At 65.9% G+C, this 17,517-nt stretch carries 15 protein-coding genes and 1 riboswitch; of the genes, 2 read left to right on the top strand and 13 right to left on the bottom strand.

The genetic code is table 11. From position 1 onward, the window contains the following. Nucleotides 1–6 precede the first annotated feature (6 nt). Nucleotides 7–1,041 carry an AAA family ATPase gene (locus ACFVWG_RS24400; RefSeq protein WP_391545693.1) on the bottom strand — a complete coding sequence of 345 codons (1,035 nt, stop codon included), beginning with the start codon at nt 1,039–1,041 and terminating at the stop codon, nt 7–9. Nucleotides 1,042–1,229: 188 nt separating this feature from the next. Between ACFVWG_RS24400 and ACFVWG_RS24395 the strand changes: the two genes are divergently transcribed. Beyond that, the gene (locus ACFVWG_RS24395) at nt 1,230–2,072 is read left to right on the top strand and encodes a hypothetical protein (RefSeq protein ID WP_391545692.1); all 843 of its coding nucleotides are present in this window, start codon (nt 1,230–1,232) and stop codon (nt 2,070–2,072) included. On the opposite strand, the gene ACFVWG_RS24390 is transcribed toward ACFVWG_RS24395, so the two are convergent. The 7 genes from ACFVWG_RS24390 to ACFVWG_RS24360 all read right to left on the bottom strand — a co-directional run bounded on the left by ACFVWG_RS24390 (nt 2,069) and on the right by ACFVWG_RS24360 (nt 10,901). Then, complete coding sequence (locus tag ACFVWG_RS24390; RefSeq protein ID WP_391545691.1) at nt 2,069–2,323, bottom strand: hypothetical protein; 255 nt, start codon at nt 2,321–2,323, stop codon at nt 2,069–2,071. The genes ACFVWG_RS24395 and ACFVWG_RS24390 overlap by 4 nt on opposite strands. A 21-nt stretch (nt 2,324–2,344) precedes the next feature. Next, a riboswitch (guanidine-III (ykkC-III) riboswitch) is annotated at nt 2,345–2,412 on the bottom strand. Between the two features lie 4 nt (nt 2,413–2,416). Beyond that, on the bottom strand, nt 2,417–3,202 hold the full coding sequence (locus ACFVWG_RS24385) for an aldo/keto reductase (RefSeq protein WP_391545690.1): 786 nt from the start codon (nt 3,200–3,202) through the stop codon (nt 2,417–2,419). Nucleotides 3,203–3,280: 78 nt separating this feature from the next. Beyond that, nucleotides 3,281–5,737: a LamG-like jellyroll fold domain-containing protein gene (locus tag ACFVWG_RS24380; RefSeq protein ID WP_391545689.1), complete on the bottom strand. Its 2,457-nt coding sequence runs from the start codon at nt 5,735–5,737 to the stop codon at nt 3,281–3,283. Nucleotides 5,738–5,835: 98 nt separating this feature from the next. Further along, nucleotides 5,836–6,870 carry a lactonase family protein gene (locus ACFVWG_RS24375; protein WP_391545688.1) on the bottom strand — a complete coding sequence of 345 codons (1,035 nt, stop codon included), beginning with the start codon at nt 6,868–6,870 and terminating at the stop codon, nt 5,836–5,838. After that, complete coding sequence (locus tag ACFVWG_RS24370; RefSeq protein WP_391545687.1) at nt 6,867–8,435, bottom strand: CocE/NonD family hydrolase; 1,569 nt, start codon at nt 8,433–8,435, stop codon at nt 6,867–6,869. The genes ACFVWG_RS24375 and ACFVWG_RS24370 overlap by 4 nt, the downstream gene beginning before the upstream one ends. A 58-nt stretch (nt 8,436–8,493) precedes the next feature. Continuing rightward, the gene (locus tag ACFVWG_RS24365) at nt 8,494–9,405 is read right to left on the bottom strand and encodes an oxidoreductase (protein ID WP_391545686.1); all 912 of its coding nucleotides are present in this window, start codon (nt 9,403–9,405) and stop codon (nt 8,494–8,496) included. A 35-nt stretch (nt 9,406–9,440) separates the two neighbouring features. After that, nucleotides 9,441–10,901 (bottom strand): M36 family metallopeptidase, encoded by a 1,461-nt coding sequence (locus tag ACFVWG_RS24360; RefSeq protein WP_391545685.1) that lies wholly within the window; start codon nt 10,899–10,901, stop codon nt 9,441–9,443. Between the two features lie 238 nt (nt 10,902–11,139). Here ACFVWG_RS24360 and ACFVWG_RS24355 point away from each other — a divergent pair, with 238 nt between their 5' ends. Further along, nucleotides 11,140–12,231 carry a winged helix DNA-binding domain-containing protein gene (locus ACFVWG_RS24355; RefSeq protein ID WP_391545684.1) on the top strand — a complete coding sequence of 364 codons (1,092 nt, stop codon included), beginning with the start codon at nt 11,140–11,142 and terminating at the stop codon, nt 12,229–12,231. A 49-nt stretch (nt 12,232–12,280) separates the two neighbouring features. Here the strand turns inward: ACFVWG_RS24355 and ACFVWG_RS24350 are convergent, their stop codons facing one another. From ACFVWG_RS24350 to ACFVWG_RS24330, 5 genes are all read right to left on the bottom strand, one after another. Beyond that, nucleotides 12,281–12,454 carry a hypothetical protein gene (locus tag ACFVWG_RS24350; protein ID WP_391545683.1) on the bottom strand — a complete coding sequence of 58 codons (174 nt, stop codon included), beginning with the start codon at nt 12,452–12,454 and terminating at the stop codon, nt 12,281–12,283. A 323-nt stretch (nt 12,455–12,777) separates the two neighbouring features. Beyond that, complete coding sequence (locus ACFVWG_RS24345; RefSeq protein ID WP_391545682.1) at nt 12,778–14,283, bottom strand: type IV secretory system conjugative DNA transfer family protein; 1,506 nt, start codon at nt 14,281–14,283, stop codon at nt 12,778–12,780. A gap of 140 nt (nt 14,284–14,423) precedes the next feature. Next, the gene (locus ACFVWG_RS24340) at nt 14,424–15,299 is read right to left on the bottom strand and encodes a M48 family metalloprotease (RefSeq protein ID WP_391545681.1); all 876 of its coding nucleotides are present in this window, start codon (nt 15,297–15,299) and stop codon (nt 14,424–14,426) included. A 269-nt stretch (nt 15,300–15,568) separates the two neighbouring features. After that, a complete protein-coding gene (locus ACFVWG_RS24335; RefSeq protein WP_391545680.1) occupies nt 15,569–16,657 on the bottom strand; it encodes a hypothetical protein in 1,089 nt (362 codons plus the stop codon). Between the two features lie 78 nt (nt 16,658–16,735). Next, nucleotides 16,736–17,422 (bottom strand): hypothetical protein, encoded by a 687-nt coding sequence (locus ACFVWG_RS24330; RefSeq protein WP_391545679.1) that lies wholly within the window; start codon nt 17,420–17,422, stop codon nt 16,736–16,738. Nucleotides 17,423–17,517: the final 95 nt, after the last annotated feature.

The following is a 17,517-nucleotide window of genomic DNA, read 5'->3' as shown; positions in this document are numbered from 1 at the left end:
TGGCCACTAGACAAACTCCGGGCGGCCCTGGCCGTCGGAGCCGTCGCGCCAGACCGGCTGGGGCGGCGGGACGGTGGCCAGGATGCGCTCGATGACCGCGCGGGGGTCGATGTTGTCGGCGACCGCGTCGAAGGTGAGGCCGAGGCGGTGACCCATCACGTCGAGCGCGACGGTCTGGATGTCACTCGGCAGCAGGTAGTCGCGGCCGTGGATCAGGGCCAGCGCGCGACCGGCGGCGATCAGGCCGAGCGTCGCCCGCGGGCTGACGCCGAGCTCGATGATCGGCTCCAGGTCGGGCAGGTGGAAGTCGGTCGGCGTCCGGGTCGCCATCACCAGGCGGACGGCGTACTCGGCGACGAGGTTGTGCACGAAGACCTGCTCGGCGGTCCGCTGCAGCTCCATGATCGTCTCCGGCTGCAGCACCGGCCGCGCCTCGGGCGGGTCGACGCTCATCCGGCGGAGGATCTCGAACTCCTCGTGCCCGCGCGGGTGCGGGACGTCGATCTTGACCAGGAACCGGTCCCGCTGCGCCTCCGGCAGCGGGTAGACGCCCTCGGACTCGATCGGGTTCTGGGTGGCGATCACGATGAACGGCTTCGGCATCGGGAAGGTCTGGCCGCCGATCGACACCTGCCGCTCGGCCATCAGCTCGAGCATCGCCGACTGCACCTTGGCCGGGGCCCGGTTCACCTCGTCGGCCAGCACGAAGTTCACGAAGGTCGGCCCGAGCTCGATGTCGAAGGCCTCGCGGGTCTGCCGGTAGATCCGGGTCCCGACGATGTCCGACGGCACCAGGTCGGGGGTGAACTGGATCCGGGCGAACGACCCGCCGACCACGGAGGCGAAGGTCCGCACCGCGAGCGTCTTGGCGACACCCGGCACGCCCTCGAGCAGGCAGTGACCCTTGGCGAGCAGCGAGACCATCAGCGTCTCGACCATGTGCTCCTGGCCGACGATCACCCGCTTGACCTCGCTGAGTGCCTCGCTGATCAGCCGGGACTGCTGCGCCACCGATCCAGCCGGCACAGTGGTTTCGGTCATGCCTGTCCTTCCGGGGTCCACAGTGCGGACCTTGTCACTCCCCGATGCGTTCGACACCGGCCATTCCATCAGATCCGCGGGTCCGCCGCTCCACGGCCCACCGCGCCCATCATCCCCGGCGACTCAAATCCTCCGGAGTTCCTGGGGAGTTGCGACAGTGCTACCAGGGATGTGGTGGGATTGGGGTGATGACTGCGACCGAATCACAGACAGAGGTGCAACCGGCCGAGCCGCCGGTGGAGGCGCCAGTGTCGCTGATTCCTGCCGCGCTCCCGCTGCAGCCGGAGGACCCGCCGCGGGTCGGTGAGTTCTGGCTGCGCGGCCGGCTGGGCGCGAATGCCGCCGGTTATCTGTACACGGCCAGTGACGAGCACGGGCGCAACGCCGTGGTCGCGATGATGACCGAGGGTTCGGCCGACGACGCGGCGGCCCGCGACCGGTTCGTGTTCGCGGTCGACTCGCTGCCCGAGGACGTCGTACTGGCGCACAACGACGAGGACGACGACGATCTCGCGCTCTGGGCGGCCTTCGGGCCGATCCGGGAGGACGACGGGTCCAGCGCCGCGTCGGACGAGCGGTTGCTGGCCGAACGACGCGGCGAGGACGTGCTGTCCGCCGTACTGATGGACCGGATCCCGCAGCAGGGGCGGCGGCGTGGACCCGAGTTCCGGCACTACTGGGAGAACCGGCGGCGTCCTGGTCTGTTCCGGATCTGGCCGCTGCCGTGGCCGACCGCGCTGCGGCCGCCGTCGTGGAACGCGATCTGGTACGCGCTGGCGACGATGCTGCTGATCATGGCGCTGGCCGTGTTCCTGGCCTGGCAGCTGTTCAAGGACTCGCCGCCGCTCGATCCGCCGCCGGTCATCCCGACGCCGACGAACACGGTCACGACGACGATCACGCCGACCACTCCGCCACCGATGACCGAACAGCCCAGTACGCCGGTGACGCCGAATCCGACCGGCACCATTCCGCTGACCCCGGGCGGCTCGTCGAGCCCGACCTCGACAAACCCAGGCGACAAGTTCTAGACCTGCTGCGGCTCACGTTCGGTTCGTAGCGTGAGCAGGCCGATCAGGCTGATCACCGCCCAGCTGCCTTCGAGCAGCAGGAAGCCCCATGACGACTCCTGGAGGGCGATCGCGGCCAGCAGGCCGGAGCCAAGGAAGTTCAGCAGTTGGTAGGTCAGGGTGCGCTGGCGCAGCCGTCCGGCCTGGGCGGCCGCGAAGGCGATCAGAATGATCAGTGCACCGACGATCTCGAAAACATCGACAGCATGCATCGGAGAAGCCCCTCCAGGGGGCGGGCGTCGTCTTGTCACCGACCGGGTACGACGCCACTCGTCCGGGGCCTGCAGTAGCGCAGGACCTGCCGTCTACGTTAGCAAACGCAGCAACTCGGGGTCCCGCCAGAGCGTTGCCGGTACGGGTTGCCGGACCAGGGCTGCGTCGGCCCGGATCTCCGCCGGGCTGGCGGCCGAGATCAGCACCGAGGTGACGGCTGGGTGCCGGGACGGGAAGGCGAGCGCGGCCTGCGGCAGCGAGACGCCGTACCGCTCGCAGACCGCGGAGATCCGCCGCGCCTGCACGCTGTCGCTGTGCAGCACCTCCGGCGAGAGGACGCCGGACACGATCACCGAGACGCCGCGGGCGAGGCAGCGATCCAGCAGTGGTCGCGCGCTTTGGTCGAGCAGCGAGAACTGCCCGGCCAGCAAGACACAGTCCAGCTCGTGGTCGCGGACGAGGTGATCAAGCACTTGCCAGTCGGTCGAGGCGGCGCCGATCGCCTTGATCACCCCTTGGCGCTTAAGACCGTCAAGGATCGGGTACGCCGTTGCGATTGCGTCCTCGACCAGCACGAGATCGGCCCCGAGGCCGAGTCGCTGGATACTCCCCCGGACCGATTCCTCGGTGTCCGCGCCGACCACCTTCGTCGAGACCAGGAACTCACCGCGCGGGCGACGGCTGAGCGCCGTACCGAGTGTGGATTCTGAGTCGCCGTAGGCCGGTGAGGTGTCGAAGAAGCGGATGCCGGCCTGGTACGCCGCGTCGATCGTCGCTTCCCCGGCGGGATCGCCGAGCCGCGAACCGCCGAGGCCGAAGCGAGGTGGGCGGAACTTGTGCACCGGATGAGGCGCGAGCACGTGACTTGGCGCGGCCATCGCACCCACCTCCTCCTGATCGCTATGTACTGTCCAGGATCGGTGGTGTGCGACGGCCTCGCATCTTCAGCCTGAGTGTCAGCGACCAGAGTCGTACAAGGCCTTGACCTCCTGATCGGTCAGCGCGCGGTCGAAGACGTGCACCTGGTCGACCGTGCCGTCGAGGAAGTCGACCTGGTTCCCGCCGAACTTCGCCCGGCCGATCACGGTGTTGCCGGTCGAGGTCGAGTCCAGGCTGCAGGCGGATTTCGCGCCGGCCAGCTGGCCATCGACGTACAGGCGTAGCTCGCCCTTGGTCGCGTCCCGGACGCCGGTGAGGTGGTACCACTGGTCCGGGTTCGGCTTGGTCGGCGCGAGTGCCCGGACGCCCGGGAAGCTCATCGCGAACCGCTGATCCGCACCGGAGTACTGCAGGAAGAACGCGCTGTCGCGATCGCCGTCCTGACTGACCACGGTCTGGAAGCCGTCGACCTTGTTGAGCTTCACCCAGGCGCTGGCCGTGTAGTTGCCGCTGGTGTCGAGCAGCGCGGCACCAGTGTCGACGTACTGGTTGGATCCGTTGACTGCAACGCCTTGACCATTCTTGCCGGGAGCAAACGTCGCGCCGTTGACGAGCGTGGCGTCGTTGTTGCCGACGGCATCTTCACCGTTGCCGTCGAGTGGGTAGAAATGGATGCCGTCGGCACCTGGTGTGCCGGGACCGGGTTGCGGTCCGCCGGTTCCGGTTCCGTCCGCGCCCGCGATGATCTGCTGATTGACCGTGCGGACCTGGGCGAAGTCCATTTTCGGGACCTGCCGGTCGTAGGTGAAGAAGCCGTTCAGCTCACCCTCGACATCGGTGATCTGGGTGTAGACCGAACCGCTGATGCCACATTGGTTGGCCGATTTCAGGACGTCGCGCTGGTTCTCGACGTACCGTCTGGTCAGCGTGGCCTTGTCCGGCGTCATCTCGTACGCGAACCCGTCGCCGAACCACATGTGGTCCTGGGTTTTCAGGCCGAATCCGCCGTGCTCACCGTCGACCGCGGCCCGTTCGCCTGCCGGTGACGGCGTCCCCGGGCCGAGATACGCGTGATGGTCGATCAGGTCGCCACGACCCGAGTCACCCTTCGAGGCGCAGCAGTTCATCCCGCTGTGGGCGTTGACGAGCCGGGACGGGTCCTGTGCCTTCACCGAGTCGGCGATCTGGCCGGTCTCGGTCTTGTCCCACTCACCCCAGCCCTCGTTGAACGGCACCCAGACCGTGATCGAGGTGAAGCTCTTGTGCTCGTCGACCATCTCGTGCAGCTCGGACTTGAACTGCGCGCGCCACGGCTCCGGGATCTCCGCGGTCTTGGTCGCGGGCATGTCCTGCCAGACCATCAGGCCGAGCTTGTCGGCCCAGTAGTACCAGCGATCGGGCTCGACCTTGATGTGCTTACGGACGGTGTTGAATCCGAGGCGCTTGTGCTGCTCGAGGTCGAAGCGCAGCGCGGCGTCGGTCGGGGCCGTGTTCAGGCCGTCCGGCCAGAAGCCCTGATCCAGCGTGGAGAGGTTGAACAGGACCTTGCCGTTCAGGCCCATCCGAAGCTTGCCATCGGCCCCCTTGACCAGGCCGACCGACCGCATTCCGGCGTACGAACCGACTTGATCTACGGTCTTACCGCGATCGATCAGGCGGACCTTGAGGTCGTACAGGAAGGGCTTGTCGGGCGACCACGTCTTCGGGTTCGGGATCGGGACCCGGAGCTCGGTGTCGGCCTTGCCGCGAACCCGGCTCACCTGACGACGACCGTCGTACGCGGTGACCTCGACGTCCAGGTTCGCCGGACCGGTGGTGTCCGCCGTGACCTTGAGCGCCTTGCCGGGGAGGTCCGGTGTGAGCTGCAGGCGGTCGATGGATGCGGTGTTGACCGGCTCCATCCAGACCGTGCGCCAGATGCCGGAACTGCCTTGGTAGAAGATCCCGTGATCGGGAACCTCACGCTGCTTGCCGATCGGCTGGAAGGTCTCGTCGGTGAGGTCCTCGGCGCCGACGATCAGCTCCTGCGGACCGCTGCGGTGGAGGTAGTTGGTGACGTCGACGTCGAAACCGTCGTACCCGCCGCGGTGCGTGGCCGCCAGGCGGCCGTTGACCCAGACCTTGGCGTCGTAGTCGACCGCACCGAAGTGCAGGACGAGGCGCTGGCCCTTCCACTGCGGAGGGACGGTGAAGGTCCGGCGGTAGAACATCCGGTCCTCGTGCCGCTGGATGCCGGACAACGCAGACTCGATCGGGTAGGGCACCAGGACCTTCTCGGCGAGCGTGCGACCGACGGGCGGCTGCTCCCCCGGCGCTGCGGCGGCGAACTCCCACAGGCCGTTGAGGTTGCGCCACTCCGGGCGGGTGAGCTGCGGACGCGGGTAGTCCGGGAGCGCGTTGGACGGCGTGACGTCGTCCGTCCACGGAGTGCTGAGCGGCGGGGTGCCGCGGTGCCACTCAGCCGGGGCGGCGTGCGCCGTCGGCACGAGGGTTGCCGCGGCCGCGAGGGCGCCCGCGCCGACAAGCTTGAGCATGGAAGCTCCCTTCGGGGCGGTGAAAGGCGCCTCAATGACAGCGTTGTTTTCTCAAAAGCACAAGATTTCAACGTGAGAACGCAAGACCTCGATCAGAATCAAACACTGACGCACACTGGGGTCGTGGTGGCGAACGAGCTCTTCTGGGTCAGGCTCCCGGACGCGAGGTCGACCGCGAAGGTGACGATGTTGCCCGAATTCTGATTGGAGACGAACAGCAGCGTGCCGGTCGGATCGATGATCGCGTGCCGCGGCCAGACCCCGCCGGCGTTCGGCGTCGCCTTGAGCGTGAGGGTGCTGCCGGATGTCTCGAAGACCGCCACACTGTTGTGGCCGCGATTGGTCAGGTAGACGTAGCGGCCGTCCGCGGAGACGACAACCTCGCCCGGGTAGTTCGTCGGCGAACCGGCCGGGACGGTGGTCTGGCTGTTCAGCGCGGTGAGCTTGCCGTCGACGTAGCTGCAGACGGTGATCGTGCTATTCAGCTCGTTCGCCACGTAGGCGATGTTGCCGGACGGGTGGAACGCGAGGTGCCGCGGACCGGAACCGGTGGTGAGTATGAGCTGCTGCTTGAGAGCGAGCTTTCCGTTCGCCAGCGTGTATGTGTAGACCGAGTCGGTGCCCAGGTCAACAGCCAGGATGTAGTTGCCCTTGACGACGATCTGATGCGCGTGCGGAGCGGTACCGGCGTGTTTGACCAGATCGGTCTGAGTGCCGATGCCGCCGTCGGCATTCAGCTTGTGGACGGCGATGTCACCAGATCCGTAGTTCGCGCTCAGTAGGTAGCTCCCGGCAACCGCCAGGTGACAAGGGCCAGAACCCTTGTTGGGCTTGCTGTTGATGCGCCGAAGTTTGCCGGGGGCATCGATCGCGATCGCGGTGACCGCGCCGGCCTCCTGCTCGTTGACGGCGTACAGGAAGTTGCCCGAGCGGATGACGAAGGACGGGTCGGCGACACCTGTCAGTACGCCGGTTGACGTGATCTTGCCGGCAGCGTCGTACGAGGCAATGCCGACACCGTCGCCGTACTTGCCGTGGTAGAGGTACTTCGTGGCGGCGGCGTTGGCCTTGAGCGGCGCGGCGGCGATGGCGGCAGCGGTGAGGCCGAGGAATCCCCGGCGCGTGGTGGTCACGAGGCCACCGGGACACTCAGGTACGCCGGGCTATTGGCCGGCGAACTGAAGGTGACCGAGCTTCCGACCGAGCTGCGGCCGAGGTAGCGCGGATCGACAGTGTCGACGACGAGAGTGAGGTGGTGACCGGCCGGGACCTCCCAGCTGGTGGCTTCCAGGCGCAGATCGATCGGGACGGCTTTGCCGGGGGTTGCCCCTCGCAAGGTGAGCGGCTTATGCGAGATCAAGGATCCGACTCCTAGCGCGTTGACGTCGTAGAGGTACGCGAAGAGTGAAGTGTCCTTTACGGAGGGTGTCGCCGTAAAGGACAGTCGCGGGGATCCGTTGATCAGCGTGCGATCCGGGTAGACCTCTCCGGTCCACACGCCGGCGAATGATCGATCGATCAGGGGTGTCGCCACGCCTGTTGGGATGGAGAGCAGTCCCTGGAGAGCGCCGGACACCAGCGCGATCCCGCTGTCCGCGACGGTCGGGAGGCCGGCTGCGATGCCGCGCTGCCAACCTGTTGCCTGGCTGCTCTGGAGTCCGGTTTTGCTGAGGTACGACGTCCGCGGTTGACCGACTGCGGCCCAACTGTCGTATCCACGCCACGTGCCGGCCTGGGACTTCAGCTGAACGGGCTCTTCGGTGTCGGCGCCGTTGTCCGCGCCGCTCAGGTAGTGGCGCATCCAGGCGACGAGCTCGTCCCAGGTCTCGTTGGGCAGTCCGATCGCGCCGGGTACCTCCGGGGTGGCGTGGTCGCCGTGTGCGAACTGGAGCCGCTTCGGGACGGTCAGTGCGGTGAAGAAGTCGGTGTACTGGGTCGGCGGGAAGATCGAGTCCTCGAAGGCGTTCGCGAGGAACACCGCGGGCTTGTTGGCGTTGATCTTGCCGACCACGGTCTGCGCGGACCTCACGGGACTGAGGAGTTTGGCGTCCGCGACAGCATCGTCGTACCGGCCGGTGAGGAACTTGGTCTGCAGGGACTGCATCTCCGGTCCGGGGTGGCCGGTGATGTTGCCGAGAGCAAGCAGTCCGGCGACGGCCTGGAGGGAGACGGTGTCGTTCGGGTCGATCGAGCGGACCAGGTCGGCCCAGCCGCTGAGGGCGCCGACCACCTTGATCCGCGGGTCCTCGGCACTGGCGAGGAGCGACGTACCGGCGCCGTACGAGATGCCTACCGCGGCGACCTTGTTGGTGTCGGCCGGGGTGTTGAGGGCGGCCCAGTCGATCACCTTGGAGACGTCGGCGACCGTGGGCGGTCCGGCGATGTCGATGCCGCCGCCGGAGTCCCAGAAGCCGCGACTGGAGTAGGAGATGACCTGGAAGCCGGACTTCGCCAGCTTGGCGCCCTGACCGACATACTCGAGGTTGGGGACGCCCCAACTGGACGGCATCACCACGAGCGGGAACGGGCCGCTGCCCTGACCGGTCGGCGTGAGGACGACGGCACCGATCTGGATACCGCCGGCGCCTTGGATGCGTTCGTACTTCGTGGCGAAGCCGGGCTGGGCCGCTTGCACCGGTGGGCCGACGGCGAGCGCGGCCAGGAGGGCTAGGGCAAGGGCGGCGGCAATTCTGCGCACGGGACGACCTCCGGCTGGGAAATTACCGGAAGGTAACCACAAGATTGCCGCTCTGTCACTAGCTGGGCACGGTGAGTGCTGGGTCGACGCCGGTCGCCTCGACCGACCAGTCCCACAGCTGCTGCGCTCGCTCGGGATCCTGCGCGGCCCGGGTCGCCTGCACCACCTTGGGCGCGCCTCGATACTCGAAGAAGCTCGGACCGACGTACGTGCCTGTCGGCAGATCGGCCTGCGTGGCGGCGTACAGGCTTGGCTGGGCACCGGCCGCCGCGGACTGGGCGAACAGGTTGAACCCAGCCCAGAGCTTGGCTGTGAGCTTGGCGCCGGCCAGCTCCGGCCCGGCCGCCTGGAGGTGCGTCGAGGCGTAACCCGGATGTGCTCCCACGCTCAGCACACTGGGGACGCGACGGCCGAGCTCGAACATGAAGAGCAGGTTGGCGAGCTTGGACTTGCTGTACTGCGGCCACTTCGAGTAGTTGCTCGCCGACTGCCGCAGGTCGGCCTCCTGGACGCTGCTCGCCGACTTGTGCATGAACGAGCTGACGGTCACCACGCGTCCTTCGCGCAGCAGCGGCATCAAGCGGCCGGTGAGCGCGAAGTGACCGAGGTGGTTGGTGCCGATCTGCAGCTCGAAGCCGTCGATGGTCAGCCGGTACGGCGTCGCCATCACGCCGGCGTTGTTGACCAGGATGTCGAGGCGGTCGTAGCTCTCGCTCACCTGGGCGGCAGCTCGCTGAACACTCGACAGGTCGGCGAGGTCAAGCTCTATCTGTACCGGCTCCCTGCCCGTCGCCTCTGTGAGGTCACGAGCCGCCTGGGAGGTCTTCTGTGGGTTGCGTGCTGCGATCAGCACCTCGGCGCCATGCCTGAGGAGCTCTTTGGCGGTCTCGTAGCCGAGTCCGCTGGTGGCACCGGTGACGAGTGCCCGTCGTCCGGTCAGGTCCGGGATGTCCGCCGTACTCCAGGTCATGCGCCCACCGTAGCGGGCGCATGACCTTGAGGGCGTTACAGGATCTTGCGGGCCTTGAAGGCGTCGGTGACCTTCTGGGCGTCGGCCTTGCCGTAGAGCAGGCGGGTGGCCTGCACCGTGACGCGGGCGGCGTCGGCGAAGGACGTGTCGGGGGCGTAGAAGAACGTGCCCTCGAGGATCGCCTTGTTGGCCTTCTCGCGGCCGAGCGCCAGGCTGATGTCCCACAGCGCGTTCGACCAGATCTCACCGTCGTCGTGCACCTCGCCGACGATGTCGTCGGTGGTCTTGCCGGTGTCGGTACGACGCAGGCAGTGCGGCTCGGTCGACGTGTACGACGTCGCGTCCCAGTCCATCACGCACGGCAGGTTGAAGCCCTTGCTGACCGGGATCGAGTTGGTGACGGCCCAGTAGTCGCCGAAGCCCTCACCGATCGAGCCGGCTTCCAGCGACTCACCGAAGCCCGGTACGACGTCGTCCTGGATCGCGTGACCGTACTCGTGCCAGATCACCTCGGCGTCCTCGGCGTCGTCGACACCGCCCTCACCCATGGTGATGACGTCGGTCGACGGGTCGTAGAACGAGTTGTCCCCGTCATAGGTGTTGATGGAGAAGTCCTGGGACTCGTTGTTCACCTCGGTGAAGCCCAGCTTGTGGATGTACTCCTGGGTCTGGTTGACCTGGTAGTACGCCTCCACCTGCTCGAACTTGTCGTTCGCGCGCTGGTAGACGAAGTTGTTGTTCTTGTTCTGCGCGACCCCGCCCTTGGCCTCCGCGATGTTCACGTAGCTGCCGTTGAGCTTGCCGGAGCCGTCCAGGTTGCGCAGGATCACGTTCTTCTGCGCCAGGAACAGTTCGTCGCTGTTCTTGTCGTTGTTGTCGACGAGCTTCTCGTTCTGCTCGCTGACCACCGGGTTCGGGTCGAAGACCGAGCCGTGACCGGTGGCGTTGTCGCTGATCACCTTGGACTCGACGACCGCGCCGCTGTCCGCGTCGACCAGGCTCCGGCTCGCGCCTTCGCTGGACCGGCTGGTGACCGACCACACCAGGCGGGCGTTCGGACCACCGATGACGGCCAGCTGCGCCGTCCCCTTGCCGGCGGCCGGCACCTTCTCGGCTTCCTTGTCCGCACCGGCGATGCGCGCCCGGACGGCCTTGGCGTTGATCGCCTCGGTCGCCTTGGTGGTGGCGCTCGCGGCCGGCAGCTTCGCCGAGACGTCCAGGTTCGCCGGGATGGCGTCCCGCCCGTCGGCGATCTGCACACCGCCGGACTTGGTCTCGTGCTTCGCGTAGTACCCGTTGATGACCGGCAGGCCCTTGAAGGTCTGCTGGTACCAGTAGTGCTTGCCGAGCAGTGAAGTCTTGGTCTTGACGAGCTTCAAGCTGCCCAGAGTGGTGGCCTCCGGCGCGGCCCCCGCAGCGCTCGTGAAGGACAGACCGAGCGAGATGGTGGCCAGCCCGGCGGTGACGGCCACAATCGCCTTACGGCGGTTCGACATACATTCCCTCCCACGATGGCGATCCGTTCAGGTTGCGTGACGCAACCACTACGATCCGTCGAGACCTTAGTTGCCTTGGGTACCCCGAGGGAAGCAGAACTTCGCGTCAATCTGCGGCGGCAAGGGAAATCCTTGTCAACGGCCACCAGCCTCCTGACTGCTGGCTCCCGGCTCCCGGCTCCTGGCTCCTGGCTCCTGGCTCCTGGCGAACGAACTGCCTGCCGGGAGAAGATCTGGCATGTCGAAGTTGAGCCTGCAAGCCCAGAACCGCGCCACCCTCCAGCGCCAATGGCTGCTCGAACGCAACGACGCCACCGCCCTCGAAGCCATCGAGCACCTGGTCGGCATGCAAGCCCAGCAACCCCTCGCCCCGTACGTCGGCCTCTGGACCCGCCTCACCACCTTCCAGCCCGCCGACCTCGTCCAACTCATCGAAGGCCGCGAAGCGGTCCGTGGCTCCATGATGCGCGCCACCATCCACCTCATGTCGAGCCGCGACTTCCTCGCCTTCCGCCCCCTCATCCAGCCCCGCCTCGACCGCGAGGTCTTCCAGAACATGACCTACGGCCGCCACCGTCTCGAAGGCCTCGACATGCCCGCCGTCCTCCAAGCCGGTACCGACCGCCTCACCCAATCCCCCGCCACCGCCGTACAACTCCGCGAACACCTGGCCCCGCTCTGGCCCGACCGCGACCCCGCCGCCCTCGCCCACGCCGTCCGCTGCCTCCTCCCCACCATCCAAACCCCACCCCGAGGCATCTGGGGCAAAGGCGGCAACCCCGCCATGTCCCTCCCCCACCTCTGGCTCAACGCCGACCTGCACCCCCACCCCAACCCCGAGGCTCTGGTCCTCCGCTACCTAGCCGCCTACGGCCCCGCCTCAGTCCAAGACGCCCAATCCTGGTCCGGCCTGACCCACCTCACCGAAATCTTCGACCGCCTCTCCCTCCGCACCTACACCGACGCCAACTCCGGTCGCACCCTCTACGACCTCCCCACCCTCACCCTCACCGACCCAGACACCGAACCCCCCATCCGCTTCCTCCCCGAATACGACAACCTCTACCTCTCCCACGCCGACCGCTCCCGCTGGTCCGCCACCCCCAAACAGCTCCAGTCCCTCTACACCCAAGGCACCGTCCTCCAGAACGGCGAACCCACCGCCACCTGGCGCCTCCCCAAACCCACCAAACACCAAGCCACCCTCGAGATAACCCCCATCACCAGACTCCCCAAGAGAACCCAGTCCCTCCTGGAACCCGAAGCCCAAGCCCTCCTAACCTTCACCAACCCCACCACCACCCACGAGGTCCACTTCTTGACCCCGTGAAACACAAACAGCCCGACCCCCTAGAGGGTCGGGCTGCTGTGTCTCGCGCTTACGAACGCCGGATCTGCAACAGCAGGGCCGAGGTCGCAGCCACGAGCGGCAAAAGCCCCGGATAGAACACCGTGACCACGGTGACGAGAATCAGGATGACCTGAGCTGTCTGCCGAAGCAGACCGAACAGGGTCCCCATCAACTCGGTCAACGCAACCAGATTGGCATTCAAACGCTCTACCTTCCTTTGGAAGGTTGTGCGTGTACGACGGGTGTTAGCAGCAACCATGAGGATCGAGCTCCTGATGACAGGTGAACGAACGCCAGTAGTTGCGCGAACAACCAAATGGCGAATCGATCACAAGTGAACGAAAGCACCATTTGGTACTTCTGTTTTGCCAACTAGGTTAGCAACGGCGGTGCTTCGCTGCGAGCGTGGCGGCATCGCCTTCGGCATCCGGTAGCCTTGGATAGTCGGCCGAGGTGCGCGAACACCGTTGAAGCTGATGAGACCGCGGCGCATCAACGGATCGAGCTCCGTGCGTCGCGGTCTGCTTATGCGCGAAGGTTGACGAGGACTGGACCCACCCTCGTCCCGTTCGATCGTGCGAGCGAGATCAGGGCGTGGCCGGCTGGGACACCGGTGATGATGTCGGAGACGGTCCATCGCGCACGTTCGACTCGTCTGACGCTGTAGCCGGTGGTCTCGCTCTGCGAAGACCCGCCTGGCTGACCGAACTGGTTGTACTGCACGCCCTGAGACGCGCTGCGATTGATAGTGGTCTCGTTGATGTACTGGTCACCGAACCACTTCGAGAACACGTCCGCATCCATCGGATCGATGCCGCCGAAGACAGCCTTGCACCCTGTCGATCCAAAGACCGTCGCCCGGACCTCGATCGGGAAGTCCGACATCGTCTGGGAGAGCAGCACCAGACCCGCGTTGTTCGATCGAAGTTTCTGTACGCCGCGCGCCACGTAGTCGTCGACGAAGCGACCTGCCTCGTCGATCACCAACGCCTTGAAGATCGATCGATCGGTCTCCGACGAAGACGTGATCTGGACGAACTGCGAAACCACGAGTCGAGCCAAGATTCGTGATGCGTCGGGATACTCCGCCTCGGGCAGCGCGACGCGGACTCGCACAGGTCGATTGAGGTCGCGCATCTGGAACGTGGGTCCAGGATGATCGAACAGCCTGCGCAAGGCAGGCCGATCGAGCAAAGCGAATCGTTCCACCAGACTGGCCGCCGGATCGGCTCTACGCTGAGTCTGCGCCTTCCGAGTGTCGAGCAAGGCCTTCATCTCTTTGGACCCCGGGCCCTTGAGCCGTTCCTTGACTCGATCAATCGACGATTGCTCCGCCCGGAGCAGCCCCAGCAGTTCAGGCACGGTAGGCCAGCGCTCATACGCCTCATGGAACGGTGCCAGGCACGCATAGAGCGCGTTCTTCGAAGCGTCGATGAAGTACGCCTTGTCGTCGCTCACTTGAGGTGGCAGCAACGCCGAGGCAAGTCGGTCAGCCGCGACGTCAGCGGTCCGAGAACCACCGAACAAACTAAACCCACAGACAGGATTCAGCGGATCGATCGTCACATCGAACCAGCCGTCGTAGGCGAAGTCGGTGGACTTCGGATCGACTACCACCATGCTCGCCTTGCCTGCCAAAGCCGACAGCGAGAGGTGTTCGACGATCGGGGTCGCGATACCACGCGTCTTGCCCGACCCGGGCGGCCCGATCACCAGCAGCGAGGTTCGCAAAACATCGAGATCGATCCCGAAGTCGCCGCTGACCTCGAAGTCACTGCGGTGGTCCGGAACGACGCGACCAAGTCTGACTTGCCCAGCGAGGAGGTTGTGCCGAGCAAACCTGCCGCCAGGAAGGTTGCGTTGCTGCGAAGGGTGAACCAGCGCCGCGGCGTGGTCGCGGCGCAACGCCTCCGATAGCCTCTCGAGCTCTGCCGGAGCGGTTGCCGACCGGCTGATTACATGAGCGATCCGCGCACGGTCAACATCACCGAACTCAGGCGATGCCGCCAATTCGTCGAGCGTGGCCGCCAACTCCGGTGCTGATGGCCTGAGAGCGTCCCACGGTTGCGTCGTTGAACGACTTGCGGGGGCTTCGTCGGGCGCAGACATCGGGTAGGCAGTCGCCTGAGCGAGGGCAGCCAACTTCTTGCGCAAGGAGTCGAATGGTTTTGTCATGAGCCAGTGTTCTGCAGATAGCGCTCGAGCGCCGTGATGCGATTAGCGAGAGACGGGTGGTGGGTGTAGAGCGCACCCCGCCAGCCCGCGGCACGCCTCGCAACATCCTGTCCTTGTGCTTGCAGGTCATACAGCATCGCGATGGTGTCACGCGCGTAACCCAGATCCGCTGCAACGTGGTCGGCCAACAGTTCGGCACGCCGGCTGAACCATGCGAGCGGGATCGGGACGAAGATCGGCAGGATTGAATAGACCGCCCACCCCCAACCAGCGTGGTAGACCAGTGAGTACATGAACAAGCCAGCGTAGGCGCAGACGAAGAACCCTACGAACAAGCACCCCAAGGCAGGCACTTGAACCGCCTTTTGGAACGCCCATCGCACGGCGGCCACCACACCGCGGCCGGGCAGGCCGTACCAGAACGCGACCATTCCAGCCCACGGATGACCACCCTGGTGATGACCCAGCTCATGGGCAAGGGTTGCCTGCAACTGCCGGGGGGTCAGCGTATTGATCGCCCATCGAGTCACAGCAATCGAACGACCCGCCATCGCCATGCCGTTAATGCTGTCTGCTTCCTCCACCCACAGCTTGTGATAGGCCGGATTGAGATTCACCACCCCGCACACGACAGCCCAAGACGCCTCCAATTTCTGCTGTTCGAAGGCGGTCGGCCGTCGGAGCCTGAACAGGAAGCGCGCGAGATAGTCCTCCAGCGGCGACCAGAAGATGATGAGGCCCGACAGGATCCAGAGGGCGACGAGCGCGACCGCCCAGAACCCGTCGAGGATCAACGCCGAGAACGAACAGACGACTCCAAAACTCCAAATCGCCCACGGGATCGCGAGGACGAGCTCCGCAACCGATGACACTGAGATCCCTGGCCCACGGGGAGATTGTGGCGAGTGGCTGACGGGATCAGCTGAAGAGAAGGACCCCGGCGCGAATCCTGGCGCGTCAGGTGCCTCGCCTCGACCAGGATTGGTCCGCGGCGTCTCCCACTCGTCTGACGAGAATGACCCCGGGCGGTCGTCGGGTCCGCCAGGTCCGCTCATCGGATCCGCCTCGATCCTTCGGCTGGCTGCACTCGTCGTGGTCCCTTCGTTCTTCCGCAACTTCTACTCGGACTCGCCTCCATGCCTCAGTACATCGAGACATGTACGTGATCGTAGTGACCACCCGTCGCATCTGTCGGATTGTAGATGCCGCCTCCGTTGTAGGGACGCCATGCACCGGTGCGCGCACTCCAGATTCGGCCATACCAGATGACGTAACGAACACCTGTCGTCGCCGCCGTCTGGATGGTCCAGTTCGCGATCGCATCGCCTCTCGCACGCTTGGCCGGCGCCTTGCGGGCATCACCGCCGACCATGACATCGCATGCCTTGCCTTTAGGGTGATCACTCGTAGGATTCCACAGGTGCGCGTCCCAGCAGGACATGCTCAGGTCGCCCAGGGACGCTTTGGCTTTCGCCACCCACGCCGCCGTTCTTGGAGTTAGCATTCCTCCAGTCCCGGTCGGGTCCGGTACGGACTGCTGCTCCGGTGGCCAATGACCCGCAATCGGCTGACCGTTGATCAGACCGCCTCCGCATCGCGCGTCGGTTCCTGCGCCCGGTGACGCTACGACAGGAACTGGATGAGCGCCCGAGCGGCCAGCGTAAGGATCACCCGCCCTGTTCAGATCGATGTCGCCTTCCTCGGCGATCTCGCGGGCCCTGTCCTCGTGTCGCGCGTAGGCGTTCGGGAAGGCGGAAACCTGAACCGCCTGCGCCGCGACTGTGTAGGGCATCGAGTCCCAGTTGTTGATGTCGACGAGGCCCGGCGGGGCTGGTGCACCGTCCCCTCCGAAGAAGGCGTTGGCCGCATAGACCGGATCCATGAGTTGGTCGTGGTCACCCCAACCCGCCGACGGTCGCTGCTGGAAAAGGCCCAGCGAGTCGCGATCTCCATATTCCAGGTTTTGCAGCTGGGACTCCTGCAGAGCAGTCATCAGGGCGACAAGCGTCGCCTGCCCGGGAAGACCTCGTGCTACCGCCACGGAGTCGATGATCTTCGCGTTCGCGATCTGCGTGGCCTTGAACTGCCCTCGCGGACCAGGCTCGTACGCGAGCCCTGGAGCACCCGGGGGGCAAGCCGCGCTGACCTGGTCGCTGCGAGCGCCGAACGGCGCAATCATGACAACCGCCATCAGAACCAGAAATCCACCGATAGCGATCGCCTTGGTCACGATGCTTCCGGCGCCGCCGAGACCGGATGCCTGAGCCAGATCTCGCGCGCTATACATCGGTAGCTACCTGGCGAGTACTCATGGCCCTGTCCCGCCATCGACGGCACTGACCAACCATCGGTTCCCCTCGGGAACGACCGTGACCAGCAGCGGGATATCGAACTGTGCGGCACGCTTCCCGGTCGTGGCGACCTTGACGGTAACGAGTCTGGTGATGCGATTTGGTGTGTCTACCGGCGCGGTGTCGGGGCGCGGCGCCGCCACATTCACCGAGACAACTCGCGAGACTCCCCCATCAGCCTTCAAGGCATCGTAGGTCGCGTCACCCGCGCTGGAGAATGTAGCCGCCAGCTCCGACGTCGTGTACTGCTCGGCTCGATCGACCAACTGTCCATAGGTCTCGGTTACCGGTGTTCGAGCATAGAAGACGTTCGCCCAGCTACGTGACACTTCGTCAGCGGCCGCGGTCTGTTGTGCACCTGGTCGCTCCGTCACCGGAGGTGGCGTCGTCAAGGCAGAGCTCGTCGTGCCCTGTGACGTCGCGGACGTCTGTGACGGCTCAAGAGGGAGCTGGGTACCGGCTCCGTTCGGCGTCAGGAGGCCCACAGGTTCCCGCTCCTTCGATCCGCCGTTGAGAAGCCTCGGCAGTCCACCGCCGATGCCCAGCACGAGAATCGCCAGAAGCACGATCACGGCGATGACACCGATCGGGCTGGCCGGCTCGTTCCGCCGCTGATCGCGCAGATATGCGCGCTGACGTGCCATGTCTTCGCGCCGCCGCTCTCGACGCGAGAGCGGCTCCGTCTCTTCTTCTGGGCCGTCCGACGCCCAGGGACTGTCATCGCCGCGTTCTGCGCGCG

Origin of the sequence: Kribbella sp. NPDC058245, assembly GCF_042882005.1 — a bacterium.
Classification (GTDB): Bacteria; Actinomycetota; Actinomycetes; order Propionibacteriales; family Kribbellaceae; genus Kribbella.
The sequence above is the reverse complement of the archived record's forward strand: the minus strand, read 5'-3'. Positions and strand labels throughout refer to the sequence as shown.

Excerpts from the sequence above, each read along its gene's own strand:
- ACFVWG_RS24400 (WP_391545693.1), bottom strand. The coding sequence starts at position 1,041 with ATGACCGAAACCACTGTGCCGGCTGGATCGGTGGCGCAGCAGTCCCGG.
- ACFVWG_RS24395 (WP_391545692.1), top strand. The coding sequence starts at position 1,230 with ATGACTGCGACCGAATCACAGACAGAGGTGCAACCGGCCGAGCCGCCG.
- ACFVWG_RS24390 (WP_391545691.1), bottom strand. The coding sequence starts at position 2,323 with ATGCATGCTGTCGATGTTTTCGAGATCGTCGGTGCACTGATCATTCTG.
- ACFVWG_RS24385 (WP_391545690.1), bottom strand. The coding sequence starts at position 3,202 with ATGGCCGCGCCAAGTCACGTGCTCGCGCCTCATCCGGTGCACAAGTTC.
- ACFVWG_RS24380 (WP_391545689.1), bottom strand. The coding sequence starts at position 5,737 with ATGCTCAAGCTTGTCGGCGCGGGCGCCCTCGCGGCCGCGGCAACCCTC.
- ACFVWG_RS24365 (WP_391545686.1), bottom strand. The coding sequence starts at position 9,405 with ATGACCTGGAGTACGGCGGACATCCCGGACCTGACCGGACGACGGGCA.
- ACFVWG_RS24360 (WP_391545685.1), bottom strand. The coding sequence starts at position 10,901 with ATGTCGAACCGCCGTAAGGCGATTGTGGCCGTCACCGCCGGGCTGGCC.
- ACFVWG_RS24355 (WP_391545684.1), top strand. The coding sequence starts at position 11,140 with ATGTCGAAGTTGAGCCTGCAAGCCCAGAACCGCGCCACCCTCCAGCGC.
- ACFVWG_RS24330 (WP_391545679.1), bottom strand. The coding sequence starts at position 17,422 with ATGGCACGTCAGCGCGCATATCTGCGCGATCAGCGGCGGAACGAGCCG.